Annotated in this window: 21 protein-coding genes; 10 read left to right on the top strand and 11 right to left on the bottom strand. The window is 72.6% G+C overall.

The genetic code is table 11. The annotated features are described in order from the left end of the window. Positions 1-12 precede the first annotated feature (12 nt). Positions 13-516: a hypothetical protein gene (locus AC0QU1_RS06120; protein WP_483575175.1), complete on the top strand. Its 504-nt coding sequence runs from the start codon at positions 13-15 to the stop codon at positions 514-516. A gap of 12 nt (positions 517-528) precedes the next feature. Then, a complete protein-coding gene (gene nhaA, locus AC0QU1_RS06125) occupies positions 529-1,929 on the top strand; it encodes a Na+/H+ antiporter NhaA (RefSeq protein WP_483575177.1) in 1,401 nt (466 codons plus the stop codon). Between the two features lie 213 nt (positions 1,930-2,142). Here nhaA and AC0QU1_RS06130 read toward each other — a convergent pair whose 3' ends face one another. Together AC0QU1_RS06130 and AC0QU1_RS06135 are read right to left on the bottom strand one after the other, a co-directional pair. Next, entirely contained in the window at positions 2,143-2,730 is a 588-nt protein-coding gene (locus AC0QU1_RS06130) for a DsbA family protein (RefSeq protein WP_483575179.1), read from the bottom strand. 113 nt (positions 2,731-2,843) lie between these two features. Beyond that, on the bottom strand, positions 2,844-3,407 hold the full coding sequence (locus AC0QU1_RS06135; protein ID WP_483575181.1) for a TetR/AcrR family transcriptional regulator: 564 nt from the start codon (positions 3,405-3,407) through the stop codon (positions 2,844-2,846). A gap of 123 nt (positions 3,408-3,530) precedes the next feature. Between AC0QU1_RS06135 and AC0QU1_RS06140 the strand changes: the two genes are divergently transcribed. The 3 genes from AC0QU1_RS06140 (at position 3,531) to AC0QU1_RS06150 (ending at position 6,247) form a co-directional block, all read left to right on the top strand. Then, positions 3,531-4,373 (top strand): alpha/beta fold hydrolase, encoded by an 843-nt coding sequence (locus tag AC0QU1_RS06140; protein ID WP_483575183.1) that lies wholly within the window; start codon positions 3,531-3,533, stop codon positions 4,371-4,373. A 285-nt stretch (positions 4,374-4,658) separates the two neighbouring features. Next, a complete protein-coding gene (locus AC0QU1_RS06145; protein ID WP_483575184.1) occupies positions 4,659-5,318 on the top strand; it encodes an isochorismatase family protein in 660 nt (219 codons plus the stop codon). Further along, positions 5,315-6,247, top strand: coding sequence for a GlxA family transcriptional regulator (locus AC0QU1_RS06150; protein ID WP_483575185.1), 933 nt, complete (start codon positions 5,315-5,317; stop codon positions 6,245-6,247). The genes AC0QU1_RS06145 and AC0QU1_RS06150 overlap by 4 nt, the downstream gene beginning before the upstream one ends. Positions 6,248-6,543: 296 nt before the next feature. On the opposite strand, the gene AC0QU1_RS06155 is transcribed toward AC0QU1_RS06150, so the two are convergent. Then, complete coding sequence (locus AC0QU1_RS06155) at positions 6,544-7,344, bottom strand: SDR family NAD(P)-dependent oxidoreductase (RefSeq protein ID WP_483575186.1); 801 nt, start codon at positions 7,342-7,344, stop codon at positions 6,544-6,546. A gap of 87 nt (positions 7,345-7,431) precedes the next feature. Here AC0QU1_RS06155 and AC0QU1_RS06160 point away from each other — a divergent pair, with 87 nt between their 5' ends. Beyond that, the gene (locus AC0QU1_RS06160; protein WP_483575188.1) at positions 7,432-8,283 is read left to right on the top strand and encodes a helix-turn-helix transcriptional regulator; all 852 of its coding nucleotides are present in this window, start codon (positions 7,432-7,434) and stop codon (positions 8,281-8,283) included. Between the two features lie 4 nt (positions 8,284-8,287). Here AC0QU1_RS06160 and AC0QU1_RS06165 read toward each other — a convergent pair whose 3' ends face one another. From AC0QU1_RS06165 to AC0QU1_RS06185, 5 genes are all read right to left on the bottom strand, one after another. Beyond that, positions 8,288-8,557 (bottom strand): hypothetical protein, encoded by a 270-nt coding sequence (locus AC0QU1_RS06165; protein WP_483575189.1) that lies wholly within the window; start codon positions 8,555-8,557, stop codon positions 8,288-8,290. Beyond that, positions 8,554-9,060 carry a hypothetical protein gene (locus AC0QU1_RS06170; protein ID WP_483575191.1) on the bottom strand — a complete coding sequence of 169 codons (507 nt, stop codon included), beginning with the start codon at positions 9,058-9,060 and terminating at the stop codon, positions 8,554-8,556. Before AC0QU1_RS06170 ends, AC0QU1_RS06165 begins: the two co-directional genes overlap by 4 nt. Before the next feature lie 152 nt (positions 9,061-9,212). Further along, positions 9,213-9,404, bottom strand: a complete 192-nt coding sequence (locus tag AC0QU1_RS06175) for a hypothetical protein (RefSeq protein WP_483616411.1) — start codon at positions 9,402-9,404, stop codon at positions 9,213-9,215. 44 nt (positions 9,405-9,448) lie between these two features. After that, entirely contained in the window at positions 9,449-9,805 is a 357-nt protein-coding gene (locus AC0QU1_RS06180; protein WP_483575193.1) for an ArsR/SmtB family transcription factor, read from the bottom strand. A 17-nt stretch (positions 9,806-9,822) separates the two neighbouring features. After that, positions 9,823-10,266, bottom strand: a complete 444-nt coding sequence (locus AC0QU1_RS06185; protein WP_483575195.1) for an SRPBCC domain-containing protein — start codon at positions 10,264-10,266, stop codon at positions 9,823-9,825. Between the two features lie 109 nt (positions 10,267-10,375). Here AC0QU1_RS06185 and AC0QU1_RS06190 point away from each other — a divergent pair, with 109 nt between their 5' ends. Together AC0QU1_RS06190 and AC0QU1_RS06195 are read left to right on the top strand one after the other, a co-directional pair. After that, positions 10,376-11,566, top strand: a complete 1,191-nt coding sequence (locus AC0QU1_RS06190; protein WP_483575197.1) for an MFS transporter — start codon at positions 10,376-10,378, stop codon at positions 11,564-11,566. A 130-nt stretch (positions 11,567-11,696) separates the two neighbouring features. Further along, the gene (locus AC0QU1_RS06195; RefSeq protein ID WP_483575198.1) at positions 11,697-12,626 is read left to right on the top strand and encodes a helix-turn-helix transcriptional regulator; all 930 of its coding nucleotides are present in this window, start codon (positions 11,697-11,699) and stop codon (positions 12,624-12,626) included. Here the strand turns inward: AC0QU1_RS06195 and AC0QU1_RS06200 are convergent. From AC0QU1_RS06200 to AC0QU1_RS06210, 3 genes are all read right to left on the bottom strand, one after another. After that, entirely contained in the window at positions 12,525-13,820 is a 1,296-nt protein-coding gene (locus AC0QU1_RS06200; protein WP_483575200.1) for an MFS transporter, read from the bottom strand. The genes AC0QU1_RS06195 and AC0QU1_RS06200 overlap by 102 nt on opposite strands. Before the next feature lie 150 nt (positions 13,821-13,970). Continuing rightward, the gene (locus AC0QU1_RS06205; RefSeq protein ID WP_483575202.1) at positions 13,971-14,621 is read right to left on the bottom strand and encodes a DedA family protein; all 651 of its coding nucleotides are present in this window, start codon (positions 14,619-14,621) and stop codon (positions 13,971-13,973) included. An 88-nt stretch (positions 14,622-14,709) separates the two neighbouring features. Beyond that, complete coding sequence (locus AC0QU1_RS06210) at positions 14,710-15,147, bottom strand: Lrp/AsnC family transcriptional regulator (protein WP_483575204.1); 438 nt, start codon at positions 15,145-15,147, stop codon at positions 14,710-14,712. A gap of 102 nt (positions 15,148-15,249) precedes the next feature. Between AC0QU1_RS06210 and ddaH the strand changes: the two genes are divergently transcribed. Both ddaH and ocd read left to right on the top strand, forming a co-directional pair. Next, positions 15,250-16,245, top strand: coding sequence for a dimethylargininase (gene ddaH / locus AC0QU1_RS06215; protein WP_483575206.1), 996 nt, complete (start codon positions 15,250-15,252; stop codon positions 16,243-16,245). Further along, entirely contained in the window at positions 16,242-17,270 is a 1,029-nt protein-coding gene (gene ocd / locus AC0QU1_RS06220) for an ornithine cyclodeaminase (RefSeq protein ID WP_483575207.1), read from the top strand. Before ddaH ends, ocd begins: the two co-directional genes overlap by 4 nt. Positions 17,271-17,280 lie beyond the last annotated feature (10 nt).

Here is a 17,280-nt window from a genome sequence, read left to right on the forward strand (position 1 = left end):
GGAGTATATGAGATGCGGTTGATTGAAAGCCCCATATTTCAACTAGGGTCGATAGTGTTCGGCGCAATACTGAGCATTCTTGGTCTGTATTTAATTTCATTGGTGTTGCGCCGGCTCATTGGGCGCGGAGAGCCCTATGACCTGGAAGAGCGTGCGAAGCGTCACTGGAATGATCTGGCGGAAGCGGCCGCGCCTGTCCGGACGATAGTTCAACTGGGTCTGGGGGTGCTCATTACAGGCTTGTTCCTGATCGGTGCCGCGTTTCTTGGAGCCGATTTCTTGGAGAGCGGCCTCATGATTTGGTGGGCTTCGTCGATCGCCTTCTTGTGCGTATGGGCTTGGGTGGAGCGATGGTTCGCCTGGCCGGGCCTGTTCGTGGTGCCAGAGGCGAGGGGTACCCAGGGCGTCTTCTTCGCACGGCGCGCGGAGCGACGTAGGGCGCGTTTGGAGCAGGAGGACGACGGGTCGCGCGGCGGATCCGATGGCCACGGCGGAACGCCGAACGTCGACGTCTGACAAACTTGACCCGTGACAGACCGGATCCCCACCGGCGTACCTACCCGGCCGGGACCCCGGCCTCGGGTGGACATCCCGTACCCGCGCTTGTCCCCTGGGCTGCGCAGCTACTTCGCGACCGAGGGCGGGGGCGCGACGCTCCTGCTCGCGGCGTCGGCCATCGCGCTGATCTGGGCGAACATGGCGGGCGGCTCGTACCACGCGCTGTGGGAGACGCCGGTCAACCTCACGGTCGGCACCTGGGAGCTGCACCTCAGCCTGCACCACTGGGTCAACGACTTCCTCATGGCCGTGTTCTTCCTGGTGGTCGGCGTGGAGGTGAACCGGGAGCTCACGGTGGGCGAGCTGCGGAGCTTCCGCGCCGCGTCGGTGCCGCTCTTCGGGGCGATCGGCGGGCTGGCCGTACCCATCGGGATCTACCTGCTGCTCAACCCGTCCGGCCCTGAGGCGTCCGGCTGGGGCCTGCCGATGTCCACGGACACGGCGTTCGTCATCGGCGTGCTCGCACTGATCGGGCCGCGCTGCCCCGACCAGCTCCGCATCTTCCTGCTGACGCTCGCGATCTTCGACGACATCGGGGCCATCGCCCTGCTCGGCATCTTCTACTCTGACGCGCTCATGATGGGTGCGCTCGTCATCGCCGCGGTGCTGGCGGCCGTCCTGTTCGCCATGCGGTGGATCGGCATCTGGCAGATCGCGCCGTACCTGATCGTAGGCGGTGTGCTGTGGGTGGCGGTGCTCGAGTCGGGGCTGCACCCCACCCTCGCGGGCGTCGTGGTGGGCCTCGCCGTCCCGACCGCCCGCCGCGGGAACGACGACGAGGCGCGCCTCCACTTCAGCTTCTATGGCCGCGCGCTCATGGAGGAGCTCGACCCGGCCCGCTCCCGCCTCGCCGTCCGGGCCGCGCAGTCCGCCGTCCCCACGAGCGACCGCCTGCTCGACGCGCTGCACCCGCTGAGCTCCTACGTCGTCGTGCCGGTGTTCGGGCTGGCCAACGCGGGGGTCGCGCTGTCCGGCGAGTCGATCAGCGCAGCCGTGTCCAGTCCCGTCACCCTCGGTGTGCTGGTCGGGCTGGTGCTCGGCAAGGGGGTCGGCGTCTTCGTCGGGGCGATGATCGCTCTGGTGACCGGCCTGGGCACCCTGCCGGGCCGCGTGCGGTACGGGCACCTCGCCGGTGGCGCTTTCCTGTGCGGGATCGGGTTCACCATCGCGCTGTTCATCAGCGAGCTCGCCTTCGACGACGAGGCGCTGATCAACGAGGCCAAGGTCGGCATCCTCGTCGGGTCGATCCTGTCGGGCGTCGTCGGCGCGGTGATCCTGCGGTACTTCGGCGACCGCCTGCCGCTGTGCTCCCCGCACGAGGCCTCGGGCCCGCCGCCGCTCCCGGAGGGAGCGTGGCGCCCACCGGCATGATCTTCGAGTTCGGTCCTTTGCACGGCCGGGCTTCTTGAGATCGGTCGGATGACCTGAGATCGGTCGGTTAATTGACCGATCTCAGGTCATCGGACCGAAGTCGATGAGTTCGGTCCAACGTCCGACCGAAGTCACTGACAGACGCCGCTCGCCCACCTGGTCGCTCCCGACGCAGTGGTCGAGCCGGTGGCGACGACGCCGTCGGCCGAGCCGTTACCTGCCGAAGCGGAACGTCTTCTTCTTGCGCGACAGCCCGATCGTGTCCCGCAGGTCCGTCACCGTGACGTCGCCCTTGTACGGCTCGCCGTTGATGAACAGCGTGGGCGTGCCGTGCACACCGGCGTCGATGCCGTCCTGGTAGTCCGTGCGGACGGCGTCGGCGAACCGTTGTGCCGGGTCGCCGACCAGTGCGGTGGTGTCGAGGTCGAGCTGCTCCCCGTAGCGGACGATCGACGCGTCGTCGAGCTGGGCCTGGTTCTTGAAGAGCAGGCCCGCCATCGGCCAGAACGCGCCCTGATGGCCCGCCGCCTCCGCCGCGAGCGCAGCCGTCAGCGCGTACGGGTGCGGCTCGAACAGAGGGAAGTGGCGCCACACCAGGCGGATCTGGCCGTCCGAGCCGTTGATCAGCTCGTGCAGCACCGGCTTGGCCGCGCCGCAGTACGGGCACTCGAAGTCGCCGAACTCCACGATCGTGAACGGCGCCTCGGGGTTGCCGTAGGCCCAGCGGAACGCGAAGTCAGGGGCCGGCGCGGCGCTCGGGGTCGCCTCCCGCAGGCTGTCGGGGGACTCGTCGGTCGTCATGTCACCCATCGTCGCACCCCGGACATCGCCGCCGCGCAGCCGGCCGCCGTCCGCGGTTGACGGTGTTCCTGCGGGCGGCCACGACGACGCCGGTTCCACCGGCGGGAGCCTGGTCACCCGCGGACGGCGGCGTCGAGCAGCGTCTCGGCCGCGGCCCGGGCCTGGTGGGCGGCGTCTGGGGTGCCCGCGATGGCGGCCGTCGTCTGCGCGCCCTCGGCGAGGATGGCGAGCTGCGGGGCCAGGGCCGGCGGCGCGCCGGCGTCGGCCACGAGGTGGGCGACGTACTCCTGGAAGGTGCGCTTCTGCTCGCGGACGGCGCTGACGACCGCGGGCGACGACGCGCCCAGCTCGCCGTGGGTGTTGATGAACGCGCACCCGCGGAAGTCCGGCTCCCGGAACCAGGCGTCGAGGAAGTCGAAGATCGCCAGGATGCGCTCGCGGGCCGTCGTCGCCCGTTCCGAGGCGGACGCGAGCCCGGCGTCCCAGATGGCGGTGCGGTGGCGCAGGACGGCGACGATCAGCTCGTCCTTCGACGCGAACAGCGAGTAGATCCGCTTGAGCGACACGCCGGCTGCCGTCCGCACGGCGTCCATGCCGACGGCCTGCACCCCGCGCGCGTAGAACAGCTCGTCCGCGGCCCGGACCACGCTCTCCCGAGCGGTCTTCTCGTCGATCATCCGATCTCACCCCATCTTCTGGCCCGCACGACTTGCGCGGAGAACGTTCGTTCTCTACTGTAGCTCATGACGGCGAGAACGATCGTTCTCCGCCGAGGCGAAGGATCGAGAAGGGAACAGATCATGGGTTTCATCACGGTCGGTACCGAGAACAGCACCACCACGGAGCTCTACTACGAGGACCACGGCTCGGGGCAGCCGGTCGTCTTCATCCACGGCTATCCGCTCGACGGCAACAGCTGGGAGCGCCAGTCCCGCGAGCTGATCGCGGCGGGCTACCGCGTCATCACCTACGACCGCCGCGGGTTCGGCAAGTCGAGCAAGGTCGGCACCGGCTACGACTACGACACGTTCGCCGCCGACCTGAACGCGGTGCTCACCACCCTCGACCTGCGCGACGTGATCCTCGTCGGCTTCTCGATGGGCACCGGCGAGCTGGCCCGCTACGTGAAGAGCTACGGCCACGAGCGTGTCGCCAAGCTCGCGTTCCTCGCCTCGCTCGAGCCGTTCCTGGTGGCGGCCGACGACAACCCGACCGGCGTGCCGCAGTCCGTCTTCGACGGGATCGAGCAGGCGGCCCGTGCGGACCGCTTCGCCTGGTTCACGCAGTTCTACCAGGACTTCTACAACCTGGACGAGACCCTCGGCTCGCGGATCAGCCAGGAGGCGGTCACCGCGAGCTGGAACACGGCGACGGGCAGCGCCCCGGTCGCGGCGTACGCCGTCGTCTCGGCCTGGATCGAGGACTTCCGGGCCGACATCGAGGCGGTGCGGGCCGCCGGCAAGCCGTCCCTGATCCTGCACGGGACCAAGGACAACATCCTGCCGATCGACGCGACCGCCCGCCCGTTCCACGCGGCCTTCCCCGAGGCCGAGTACGTCGAGATCGAGGGCGCGCCCCACGGCCTGCTCTGGACCCACGCGGACGAGGTCAACGAGGCCCTGCTGGCCTTCGTGAGGGCCTGACGGCCGGGCGGGCGGGTGCCTGGGCCTGACTGGTTCAGGTTCGGCAGTCTCTCGTGAGGTCGGCAGTTGGCATCGAGATCGGTACAGGCCTGAGCCGATCTCGATGCCAACTGCCGAGTTCGCGGGGCAAAGTGCCGACTGCGCTGGGCCAACTGCCGACTTCGCTGGGCCAACTGCCGACCTTGTGGGGCGGACCGCCGACCACAGGGAGGGTGACCAGATCCGCCCGCCCTACGACCTGATTTGGCCTCCCGGCCGGGCGTCGGGCGGCACAGGATGGGGGCTATGAACCGAGCCCTGATCGTCATCGATGTCCAGGAGTCCTTCCGGGTGCGGCCCGAGTGGGCCGACACGCTCAACCCGGGGATCGCCGAGCCCGTCAACCGGCTGGTCGCCCTGGCTCGCGCGGCCGGCGACCTGGTCGTGTGGGTGCTGCACACCGAGCCCGGGTCGGGCGGCCCGTTCGATCCCGAGTCCGGCCACGTCCGGCTGTTCGAGGAGCTGAGCGAGCCCCGGGCGGGCGAGCCCGTGCTGCGTAAGACCTCGCACAACGCCTTCACCACGACCAACCTGCAGCAGATCCTCACCACGCACGGCGTGGGCGAGCTGCGCATCTGCGGTATCCGGGCCGAGCAGTGCGTGGAGACCACCACCCGGGTGGGCTCCGACCTGGGCTACGGCGTGACGTTCGTCAGCGACGCGACCAGCACCGACCCGTTGGGCCGGTTCAGCGCCGTCGACATCCTCGAACGCACCGAGGCGGTGCTCCGCGGCCGCTTCGCCCGCATCGCGACGGTCGCCGAGCTGGAGTCCGAGGCCGACGGCGCCGCCACGGCCAGCGCCGACGCCGAAGCCAGGTCCGGCGCTACCGACCAAGCCCCGGCGGCCACCGCTGTATCCTCCGGCACCGGATCCCCCGCGGCCGTGGCAGCATCGGCCGGGTGACCACTGTCGCCTTCCTGCTCCTGCCCGGGGTCCACCTGCTCGATCTGGCGGGCCCCGCGCAGGCGTTCTTCACGGCCGGGGACTTCGGGCACTCCTACGACCTGCGCTACGTGTCCGGCGTCCCGGCGGCCGACGCCGGAGCGGTCGCCTCGGCGCAGGGCCTCCCGCTGGTCGCGGGTACGGACTGGCCGGCGCTGGGCCCGGACGATCTCGTCGTCGTCCCCGGGTGGCGGGTGGGGGACAGCCCGCGTGCCTGGCCACGCCTGGGTGCCGCGGCGCGGGACCGGCTGCGTGAGCACCACGCGGCGGGCGGCACGGTCGCCAGCGTGTGCGCGGGCTCGGACGCGCTCGGCCAGGCCGGGCTCCTCGACGGCCGGCGCTGCACCACGCACCACGCCGTCCAGGACGAGCTCGCCGCCCGCTACCCGCTGGCGCACGTGGTCCGCGACGTCCTGTTCACCGCCGACGACGGCGTGGTCACCTCGGCGGGCATCGCCAGTGGCATCGACCTCTCGCTGCACCTGCTCGCCCTGCGCCACGGGCCGGCGCTCGCCGCCCGGGTGGCCAGGGAGATGGTGGTGTACGCCCGCCGGAACGGGACGGAGCCGCAGGCCAGCGCGATGCTGCGGCACCGGTCGCACGTCGACGACACGGTGCACCGCGTGCAGGACCACATCGACGAACACTTCGCGAGCACTCTGCCGCTCGCGGAGCTGGCCACGCGTGCCGGCGTCGCCGAGCGGACGCTGACCAGGGCGTTCACCCGGGCCACCGGGCTGACGCCGCTGCGCTACCAGCAGCTCCTGCGACGCGAGCGTGCCGAGCACCTCATCGGCCACGGCGCCACCGTGGAGGCGGCGGCCCGCACGGTCGGCTTCCAGGACCCACGCACCCTCCGCCGCCTCCGCAACCAGCCGCCCCAACCCTGACGGCGGCCCGGGCCTCGGCACCCGGCGCGAAGCCCCTAGCGCCCGGCGCGAACCTGCCCGGCGTGAACCCCTGTAGTGCCGGGCCCGGCTCTCGTGGTCGGCAAAATGTGTGGTCGGCAAAATGTCATGTGGTCGGCACCCCGGAATGCCGATCACCTGACAGTTTGCCGACCACCCAACAGGTTGCCGATCATCTCCCGCGCACCGCGCACCGCGCACCGCGCACCGCGCACCGCGCACCGCGCACCGCGCACCGCGCACCGCGCCCCGCGCCCCGCGCCCTGGGGCCCGCCGGGTCAGGCGCCCGCGCCGCCATCGACCTTGAGGATCGCGCCAGTGACGAACGAGGCGCGGTCGCTGAGCAGCCAGGCCGCCGCCTCGGCGATCTCCTCGGGCTGGGCCCCGCGGCGCAGCGGCGTGCCGGCCGCGACTCGGTCCGACAGCCCGGGCGTGTACTCCTCCCAGGTCCGGATCATCTCGGTGGCCGTGTTGCCGGGCGAGACCGCGTTGACCCGGATCCCCTCCGGTCCGTAGGTGACGGCCGCCGACTCGGTGAGGCTGTTCACGCCCCGCTTCATCGCGCCGTAGGCCGGCAGCACGGGGTTGGCCCGCAGGCTGCCGATGCTCGTGTTGTTGACGATCGCGCCCGTGCCGGCCGTGGCGCGGATGGCGTTGACCTCCGCGACCATGGCCAGCCACGGACCGCGCAGGTTCACGGCGTAGACGCGGTCGAAGTCGGCCTCGGACACCTCGTCCAGCGGCTGCGGCGGGGTGAACATGGCGCCGTTGTTGAACGCGACGTCCAGGCGCCCGTGCAGGTCCACCACCCGGTCGACGGCGGCGCGCACGCTGTCGGCGTCGGACAGGTCGGCCAGCGCGTAGTCGGCGGTGCCGCCCGCCGCGCGTACCTCCTCTGTCACGGTCTTGAGCTCCGACTCCGTGCGGGCCGAGAGGAACACCGTGGCGCCCTCGCGGGCGAACAGGCGGGCCGACGCCGCGCCGATGCCGCGGCCGGCGCCGGTGATGAAGGCGACCTTGCCGGCCAGGAGACCGGTGCCGGTCGGTGTCGTGCTGGGTTCGATGGTTGATGTGTTCATGTCTCCGAGCCTGCGCCCGCGCCCAGCCACTCACCAGGCATCGCGAGTACCTGGCTAGCGGCAGCGGGTCCGCCCATACTCGAAGGTATGGACAGAACCGAGCTCGCGACGTTCCTGCGCGGCAGGCGGGAGCGGATCAGCCCCGCCGACGTCGGCCTGCCCGCCGGGTTGCGCCGTCGCACGCCGGGCCTGCGCCGCGAGGAGGTGGCGCAGCTCGCGTACATCTCCACGGAGTACTACACGCGGCTGGAGCAGGCCCGCGGCCCGCACCCGTCGCGCGAGGTCCTGGGCGGGCTCACCCGGGCGCTGCGCCTGTCCGACGCCGAGCGGGACTACCTGCACCGGCTCGCCGACGTGCCGCCGGGCCCACCGCCCGGCCCGTCGCGCGAGGTGCGGCCGAGCGTCCAGCTCATGCTCGACCGGCTGCCACAGTCCGCGGCGTTCGTGACCTCCGCGACGATGGAGGTGCTCGCCTGGAACGGCCTCGCGGCGGCGCTCATGGAGGACTGGTCGGCCGTGCCCCGGCGCGAGCGCAACCTCGCGCGGCGGGCGTTCCTCGGGCAGGAACCTCCAGGGGAGCGGCTGTACGGGGTGTCGGACGTCGACGAGTTCGCCCGGTCCGCCGCCGTCAGGCTGCGCCTCACGGCGGCCCGCTACCCCGGCGATCCCGAGGTGACCGCCCTGATCGACGAGCTCGCCGCGGGCAGCCCGGAGTTCGCCGAGCTCTGGGCGTCCGGCGACGTGCAGCCCGTCCATATGCTGCGCAAGACGTTCCGGCACCCGCTGGTCGGACCCGTCACGGTGAACTGCGACGCGCTCGACCTCACCGACCAGGACCAGCAGGTGGTGATCTACACGGCCGACCCCGGGTCGCCGTCCGAGGAGGCGCTGCGCCTCCTGGCGGTCGTCGGGACCCAGCGCATGGACGTCGCGACCTGAGGGCTCACCGTCCCGGGGACCGCAGGGGCGGGCGTGCCGCGCGTTCCGCCAGCAGCCCGCCGACGGCGGGGACCAGGGCCAGCAGCCACACCCGGTGCCGGCCCCGCGCCACCGCCAGTGCGGTGACGACGACGGCGAGATAGACCATCCCGTGCAGCGGACCGACCGCGCTCGCGACTGCCTCGTCGTGGACGGTGGCGAGGTTGCCGAACAGGACGAGCACGCTGACGAGCTCGACCGCGCCGAGCACCCGGAGCGTGCCGGCGCCGTTCACAGCCCGGCCCCGGTCGTCGAGCCGGGGCGGTAGATCATGAGCACCACGACGACCGCCCAGAGCAGGTTGAAGACGCCGGCGTGCATCGCCAGCCCGCGGGTGGCATCCGACCCTGTGGGACCGTCCGGCCCTGCGGGATTGTCCGGCCCCGCGGGACGCGGGGCGTCCAGCGCCTCGACGACCCGCCGCTGACCGGGCAGCACGAGCAGGACCAGGACGGCGGCGGCCGCTGCGGTCAGCACCATCGAGGTGATGAGCCACGCGTCGGACAGGACGCCGAGGCTCGCGCCCGTGGCGTACCCGAGCACGGGCACGGCAACGCCGATGACCGCGTAGACCCGGGTGATGCGGTGCAGGATCCGGGCGGCCGCTGCCGCGTTCGTGTCGTCGGGCGCCGCCAGCGCCCGGCGGGCGACCCGCGGGAACATGCTCGCGGTGATCGCCACCGGCCCGACGGTGAGGATGGCGGCCAGGACATGGAGGGAGAGGAGCAGTGCGGTCATGCCGCAGTGCCTGGAGACGTTCGCATGCCGTCATCGTCCGCGAGCGGCGTCGCCGTCGACAGTGGCCTGGTTGCCAACAACCTCCGGGATCTGGCCACGGCCTCGTGGTCGACGGCTCGCGGTGCCCGACGGCGCCTGCCGCAGCGAGCGGGTCAGACCGCCAGGCCGATGCCCAGGGCGATGATGCCCAGCAGCGGGGCGAGGCCCTGCCTGAGGGCCGCGCCGCGCTTGGTCGGGTCCGAGACGACGAGGACGAGCGCGGCCGCGGCCATCGAGCCCGCGCCGGCGAAGACCAGCGCCGCGCCCACCGCCGTCGACCCGGTCGCGGCCAGGACGATGCCCACGACCGTCACGATCGCGAGGAAGAGGTTGGGCTCGGGGCGCCGGCTCAGCGGTCCAGCGGCGCCGCGCCGTCCAGATGTGCCTTCAGCGCCGCGAGCGGGGAGTCCCAGTCCCGCGCGAGCGCGGCCAGGAACTGCTGCGCGACCCGCATCGGCGCCGAGTGCAGGCGGTAGCGCACGCGGCGGCGCTCGCCCGGTTCGGGGATCACCAGCCCGGCGTCGGTGAGCAGAGCCAGATGCTTGGCGATCGCCTGCCGCGTGATCGGCAGGCGGCCGGACAGGTCGGTCGCCGTCGCGGGGCCGCGGGCCGCGAGCTCACCGAGGATCGCGCGCCGGGTCGGGTCGGCGAGGGCCGCGAAGACCTGCTCGGCGGTCTCCTCGGGAGTCGGCGCTTCGGGGGGCATGATCCGCGTGCGCCTGCTCAGGCGGCGTCGAGATAGGTGGCCAGCTCGCCGAGCTCTCGCCCCCAGCCCGTGACGTGGTCCGGGTACGCGGCGGCGTGCCGGTCGTCGGAGAACTGGGCGAAGCCCGACTCCACCACGGTCAGGCGGGTGCCCGTGCCGAGGGGGTCGCCCGCCGGCTCCAGCGTGAACTCGACGTAGGTGCGGCGGGGGTCGTCGTCCGGCATGCCGTGGATCTGCCACGTGAAGGCGAAGACCGACGGCCTCTCCACACGCTCGACGCGCAGGTTGTGGTGGGCACCGTCGTCCCAGGACAGGTGGGCCGCGCCCCCGGGGCGCAGGTCGATGCCGGCGTGGTGCCCGAACCAGGACGCGAGCCCGTCCGCCGTGGTCACGGCGGTCCAGACGCGCTCGGGCGGGTGGGCCAGGTCGATCGTGCGCTCGATGCGGTCGGGGAACGCCATGTCCCGGAGCCTATGCCCGGCCCTCGTCTTGACGCAACCGATCGGTTGCCATACTGTCGCAATCGATTGGTTGCGACATAGCGCGGCCGAACCGGATCGGGGAGGAACGATGGACGTAAGGACGGAAGCGGTCCCCGCCGCACCCCCGTCGGCTCGCCGTACGCTCGCGACGCTGTTCGCGGCGAACTTCGTGCTGGGCACCGCCGAGACCCTGGTGATCGGCCTGCTGGTCGTGATCTCGGGCGACCTCGGCGTCTCGGTCCCGGCCGCCGGGGGACTGGTGACCGCCTACGCCGTCGGCCTGGCCGCGGGCGGCCCGCTGCTGACCATGGCGACCATGCGGCTCGACCGGCGGACCGTCGTCCTCGGCTCAATCGCCGTGTTCGTGGCCGGCAACCTGCTCGCGGTCGTCACGGCCGACTACCTGACGTTCCTCGTGGCCCGCGGGATCACGGGCGCGCTCCACGGTCTGTTCCTGGCGACGGCGTTCACGGTGGCTACGTCCGTCGTCCCCCGCGAGGCGGCGGGCCGGGCGATGGCCGCCATCCTCCTCGGCAACACGCTCGCCGGGGCGTTCGGCGCCCCGCTGGGCACGGCGCTCGGGCAGGTCGCCGGCTGGCGTGGCGCGTTCGTCGCCGTGGCGGCGCTCGGCGCGCTCGTCCTGGTGGCCTCCTGGTTCCTGGTCCCGCCGCTGGCCGGCGCGAGCGCGGACGACGACGGCGCCGGCCGCGTGCGGAACGCGTTCTCCCCGCGGGTGCTCGCGCTGCTCGTCGTCTGCTTCCTCGTGTTCGCGGCGTCGTGCACCGCCTGGAGCTACGTGGTGCCGTTCCTCGAGGAGGTCACCGGGGTGTCCGGGGCCATGGTCGGGGCGTACCTGATGATCTACGGCGCGGCGACCGCCGCCGGGGCCTACGTGGGTGGGCGGCTGGCGGACTGGAACGCCGCGCGCGCCCTGGTGCTCGGGATGGCGGGCCTGACGCTGTCGCTGATCGCGCTCTGGCTCCTGGGCTCCTCACCGGTTGCGGTGGCCGTGGTCCTGGCGCTGCTCGGCCTGTGCACCATGAGCATGGCGCCGTCGCTGCAGCACCGGGTCGTCAGCCTGGCGGGGCCGGGGGCGCCGCTCGCGCAGTCGCTGCCGGCGTCGGCGGCCAACGTGGGGGTCGCGGCGGGGGCCGCGATCGGCGGGCTGGCGATCAGCGGGTTCGGCGTGCCCGCCGTCGTCGTGGTGGCCGCGCTGATCGGCGCCGTCGCGATCCCGGTCACCGCGGCCACCGGGCGGCTGCGGGTACCGGCCGCCTGATGGGGCGGTCCGAGAGGGCGGTCCGACGAGGCCGCCTGACGAGGCGGGCCGATGGGGCGGGCTGGCGGGGCTGCCTGACGGGCGGCCGGGCCGCCGGCCGCTGCTCGTCGGGAATAGGCAGCGTGTCCAGATGGCTCCGTCTCGTATGGAGTGGGAGATGACGACGCTGCTGCGCGAGCAGTTGCCCGCCGGCTCGGCAGTGGCCCGGCCCGGCGCGCTCTGGGCGCTGGTCGTGTCCGGGGCCGCGACCCTGGAGACGGCGGGCGGCCGCTGGACGGTCCTGCCGGGCGACGCCGTGCTCGTCGACGCCCGGACGGCGCACCGGCTCGCGACCGACGTCGAGACCGACCTCGTGCACGGAGACCTGTGGCAGACCGACCCGGCCACGGCGTTGCCGAGCCCGCTGGTCATGCGGGGGTTCGGCGAGGAGCACCGGGGCGTCGTCGCGCTCGTGACGACGTGCCCGCTGACGGTCGAGTGCAAGGCCGACCTGTTCGCGGCGGCCTACGCGAGCCTGATCGGCGCGGCGATCTCCTCGGTGCTGCACACGGCCGAGGGGGCCGCCGAGCGGGGCGGCGATGCCGAGGACGCCGCGGTGTCCGAGGTGGTGGCGGCCCTCGCGGAGCGGCCGGGCGAGCCGTGGACCCTCGACCGGATGGCCGGCCTGGTGCACCTCTCCCGCTCGGCGCTGACCGACCGGTTCCGCCGCGCGACGGGGCACAGCCCGATGCGGATGCTGCGGGAGGTCCGCATGAACCAGGCCCGTCGGCTGCTCACCAAGCAGTGCCTCGCGGTCACCCGGGTCGCCTTCGAGGTGGGGTACGGCTCGGTCGCCGCGTTCAGCCGGGCCTTCACCGCGGACCACGGCGTCTCGCCCCACGCCTGGCGCACGGCGCCCGACGTCGCGACGCCGGCCGCGACCCCGGAGCGGGTTCGCGGCCGGCTCATCGCCAGGACGTCAGCCGCGGGGTATCCGCAGGAGCGCCCAGCCGAGGCCCGCCGCCACCGCGGCCCCCGCGCCGACCAGCAGCAGCGGCCCGACGCCGTACCCGTCCAGTAGCGCCCCGCCCAGCGCGGAGCCGGCCGTGATGGCCACCTGGAAGGCCGTGACGTTGAGCGACATCGCGGACTCGGCCCGCTCGGGCTCCGCCCGCGTGACCCAGAGCTGGGTGATCACGGGGGCCATGTTGAACGCGAAGCCCCACACGACCACCGCGACGGTCAGCACCGGCACGGACTGAGCGGTCGCCGCGAGCACCAGGGCACCGCCGAGCGCGATCGGCGCAGAGGCGGCCAGCGGCCGCAGCCAGCGCGCGAGCATCCCGGCGACGACGGTACCCGCGACGGCGCCGACGCCCCACGCCAGCAGCATCCAGGTGGTGGCGCTCGGGTCGACGCGCTCGATGGCGATGCGGATGTACGGGTAGGCCGCGAAGTTGCCGAGGGCGATCAGCACCACGCAGCCGATGCCGGCCATCAGCCGCGGGTTGCGCAGGGCCTCGCGGAGCATCTGCAGGCCGGCCGCCGGGTGGGCGGGGACCGAGGGCATGGTCACGGCAAGCGCGACGGCGCTCAGTACGCAGAGGACGGCGGCGCCCCCGAACGCCGTCCGCCAGCCGACGGCGTCGCCCACGAGGGAGCCGAGCGGGACGCCGAGCACCGTCGCGAGGCTGACGCCGAACGAGAGCGCCGACGACACCACACGGTCCTTGCCCGGCACCGCGTGCGTGCCGGCGCCGAACGCGAACGACCAGTACCCGGCGAGGGCGACGCCGAGCAGTAGACGGCCGGCCAGCAGGACGGCGAAGCTCGGCGCGACGGCCACGGCGAGGTTGGACACGGCAGCGCCCGCGAGCAGGGCGAGGAGCACGGTGCGCCGGTCGGTCCGGGGGAGCAGCACCGCGATGCTCGGTGCCGTGAAGGCCCCTGCGATCGCCGTCGCGGCGACAGCCAGGCCGGCCGTGCCCTCGCTGATGCCGACGTCGGCCGCCAGGGCCGGCAGCACGCTCGCGGGCAGGAACTCGCTCGCGACCAGCATCGTGATCCCGAACGAGAGGGCGACGACAGGGGTCCAGGTTGTGCCCGCCGAGCCGGATGTGGTGCTCGCCGAGGCGGGTGCGGTGCTCGTCGGGCCGGTGCTCGGCGGGGCGGCGGTCGTGGTGGTGGTCGTGGTCGTCGACGGTTCGCCGGCCGGGCCGGCGTCGGGCGGAGTGGGCACGGGCGCGTCGGCCGACGTGGTGCTCTGGGTGGGCATGCCCCCAGCCTGGGCGCCACACGCCCTGATGAGTTGATCGCACGGCGCCCCATGTTGATCCCCCGGCCACCGACGCGGCCGGCGCAGGGTGGTCGGCAGAATGTCAGGTGATCGGCATTCCGGGGTACCGATCACCTGACATTCTGCCGATCACTCGGTTTCTGATACGGCCTCCGCGCGTCCTGCCCGGTCCTGGTGCCAGGCGTGGAGGCCTGCTACCACCGACGTTGCGATGACCGCGCCCGCCACTATGTAGGCGATGGGCCGTACCGACGGGTCCGAGGCCGCGAAGTAGCCGAGCACCGTGATCAGCACGCCCCAGCTCAGTGCGCCGAAGATGTTCGCGGTGAGGAACCGCAGGTAGGGCATCCCCGCGATGCCCGCGATGACCGGCACGAACACGCGCGCCCACGGCATGTACCGGCCGATCACCACCGACCACCAGCCGAACAGCTCGTAGAACCGCTCGGTGCGCACCACGGTGGCCTGCACCCACCGGCCCTTCCGGCTGCTCAGGTACGGCCGCCCGTACCGCCGTCCGAGGAGGAACGCCACCTGGTCGCCCGCCACGGCGGCGACGCCGACGCCGATCGCGAGCACCCAGATGTCTATGCGGTCGGTGGTCCCCGCCACGATGCCCGCGCCGAACAGCAGGCCGTCCCCGGTGAGGAACGGGATGAAGACGCCGACGAAGAACGCCGTCCCCACGAACACCAGGCCCCACACGACCAGGTAGAACGCGAGGGGCCCGAGCACGTCGAGCCAGCCGGCGACGTCGTCGGACACCGAGGTTCTGATCATCGTGGGCGTCCTCCGGTCCTCGCGGAACATCCTGGTTAGGACAGCCTAAATGCTGCGGGCGCCCACCCGGTCCGTGGTGCCGGTCACGTCACGCCCCCGGCCGGTCGACGACCCGGGACATGACCAGCGCCGTGCGCGTCTTGACCACGTGGGTGACGGTCCGGATGCGTTCCACCGTGCGCTCGATCTCCTCCATGCTCGTGGCCATGACGTGCACTATCGCGTCGGCGTCGCCGGTCACCGTCGAGACCCGGACTACCTCCGGGATCGGCGCGAAGTCGCGCTCCAGCACGGCGGGCGACACGATGCCGGAGCAGAAGATCTCGACGTACCCCTCCAGCGTCCAGCCCATCGCCTGGGGGTCGACGCGCACGGTGAAGCCGGCGATCTCCCCGCGCGCGAGCATGAGGTCGACCCGCCGCTTCACGGCGGGCGCGGACAGGCCGACGGCGCTGCCCACCTCCTGGTACGTGGCACGACCGTCGCGCAGCAGTTCGCCGACTATCGCCCGGTTCACGGCATCCATGAACGAATCGTTCAATGTGCCGTGAAATTTTGCAAGATTCAGCGGCTGAACGCGCAACGGATGCTCGCCTGTTGTGAACCGGTCGGGCCGTAGCCTCGCGCCATGACGCAGACCACCGCGCAGACCACCGCGCAGCGCACCGCCACCCCGCGCCGCTACCTCATGTGCCCGCCCACGTACTTCGACGTCGTCTACGCCATCAACCCGTGGATGGACCCGTCCTCGCCCGTCGACACCGCCAAGGCCCTCGCCCAGTGGGAGGCCCTGCGCGACGCCTACGAGGCGCGCGGCCACAAGGTCGACGTCATCGAGCCGGAGCCCGGCCTGCCCGACATGGTCTACGCGGCCAACGGCGGCATCGTCGTGGGAGGACGGGCGCTCGCGTCCCGCTTCACCTACCCCGAGCGTGCGGCCGAGGGCCCGGCGTACGACCGCTGGTTCGGCACCCCCGCCGCCGAGGGCTACCGCAGGCTCGGCGAGGCCGTCGAGGTCATGGAGGGCGAGGGCGACCTGCTGCTCATCGGCAAGCTGCTGCTCGCCGGCACGGGCTTCCGCACCACGCCCGCCGGGCACGCCGAGGTCGCCGAGCGCCTGGAGCTCGCCGAGCAGGGCATCGAACTGGTCCCGCTCGAGCTCGTGGACCCGCGGTACTACCACCTGGACACCGCGCTCTCGGTGCTCGACGACGGCGCCGTCTCCGGCGAGACCGTCGTGGCCTACCACCCCGAGGCGTTCAGCCCGGCCGCGCAGGAGACGCTGCGCCGCCTGTTCCCCGACGCGATCCTGGTCGGTGCCGACGACGCCGCGGTGCTCGGTCTGAACGTCGTGTCCGACGGGCTGCACGTGTTCCTCAGCGACCGCGCCACGGACTACGCCGACGCGCTCAAGGAGCGCGGGTTCGTGCCCGTCGGCATCGACCTGTCCGAGATCTTCAAGGGCGGCGGCTCCGTCAAGTGCTGCACGCTCGAGCTGCGCCCCGAGACCACCACCGCGTCCGCCGTCCCCGCGCTGACCGGCACCGCTCTGGCCAGCGCTGTGGTCGCCAGCGCCGTCCTCGCGGACACGGCCACCACCACCGCCACCGAGGAGACCCGATGACCACCGTCCCGTACCTCGACGTCGCTGCCACCGCCCGCTGGGTGGCCCGCCGCGGCCCGGAGGCCGCCATCGCCGCGCTGACCGACGCCCTGGAGCGCGACTTCGCACGCTGGACCGAGCTGGACAAGCGGCCGCGCATCGCATCGCACTCGGCGGAGGGCGTCATCGAGCTGATGCCGACCTCCGACGCCGAGACGTACGGGTTCAAGCTCGTCAACGGCCACCCGCTCAACCCGTCCCGGGGCTTCCAGACGGTGACGGCGATCGGCATGCTCGCCGACGTCGGCAACGGCTACCCGACGTTCCTCGCCGAGATGACGCTGCTCACCGCGCTGCGCACGGCCGCGACGTCGGCGCTGGCCGCGCGCTACCTCGCCCCCGCCGAGTCCAGGACCCTCGCCCTGATCGGCTGCGGCTCGCAGGCCGAGTTCCAGGCGCTCGGCATGCGCGCGGAGCTGGGCATCGAGACGCTGCGCGTCTTCGACGTCGACCGCGCCGCGATGGAGAAGCTGGCCAGGCACGCCAAGGCGCTCGGCTTCGACGTCGTCCTGGCCGACGACGCCGCTGACGCGGTGCGCGGTGCCGACGTCATCACGACCTGCACCGCGGACAAGCAGAACGCGACGGTGCTGCAGGACGCCGACGTGCGCGGCGGCGTCTTCATCAACGCGATCGGCGGCGACTGCCCGGGCAAGACCGAGCTGGACCCGGCCACCGTGGCGCGCGCGAGCGTGTTCGTGGAGCTGCCGGAGCAGACCCGGATCGAGGGCGAGATCCAGCGCCAGGCGGCCGACTTCCCCGTCACCGAGCTGTGGCAGGTCGTGACCGGGGCCGCGCAGGGCCGCCGGAGCCAGGACGAACTGGTCGTGTGGGACTCCGTCGGGTTCGCCGTCGAGGACTGGACCACGCTGAAGTTCGTGCTCGACGACGTCACCGCGAACGCGCCCGAGCTGCTGGGCCACCTCGACCTGATCGCGGAGCCAAAGGACCCGAAGGACCTGTTCTCCTTGGTCGCCGAGGCCTGACCTTCCTCTC

The sequence above is a fragment of the Promicromonospora noduliphila genome (genome assembly GCF_056951025.1).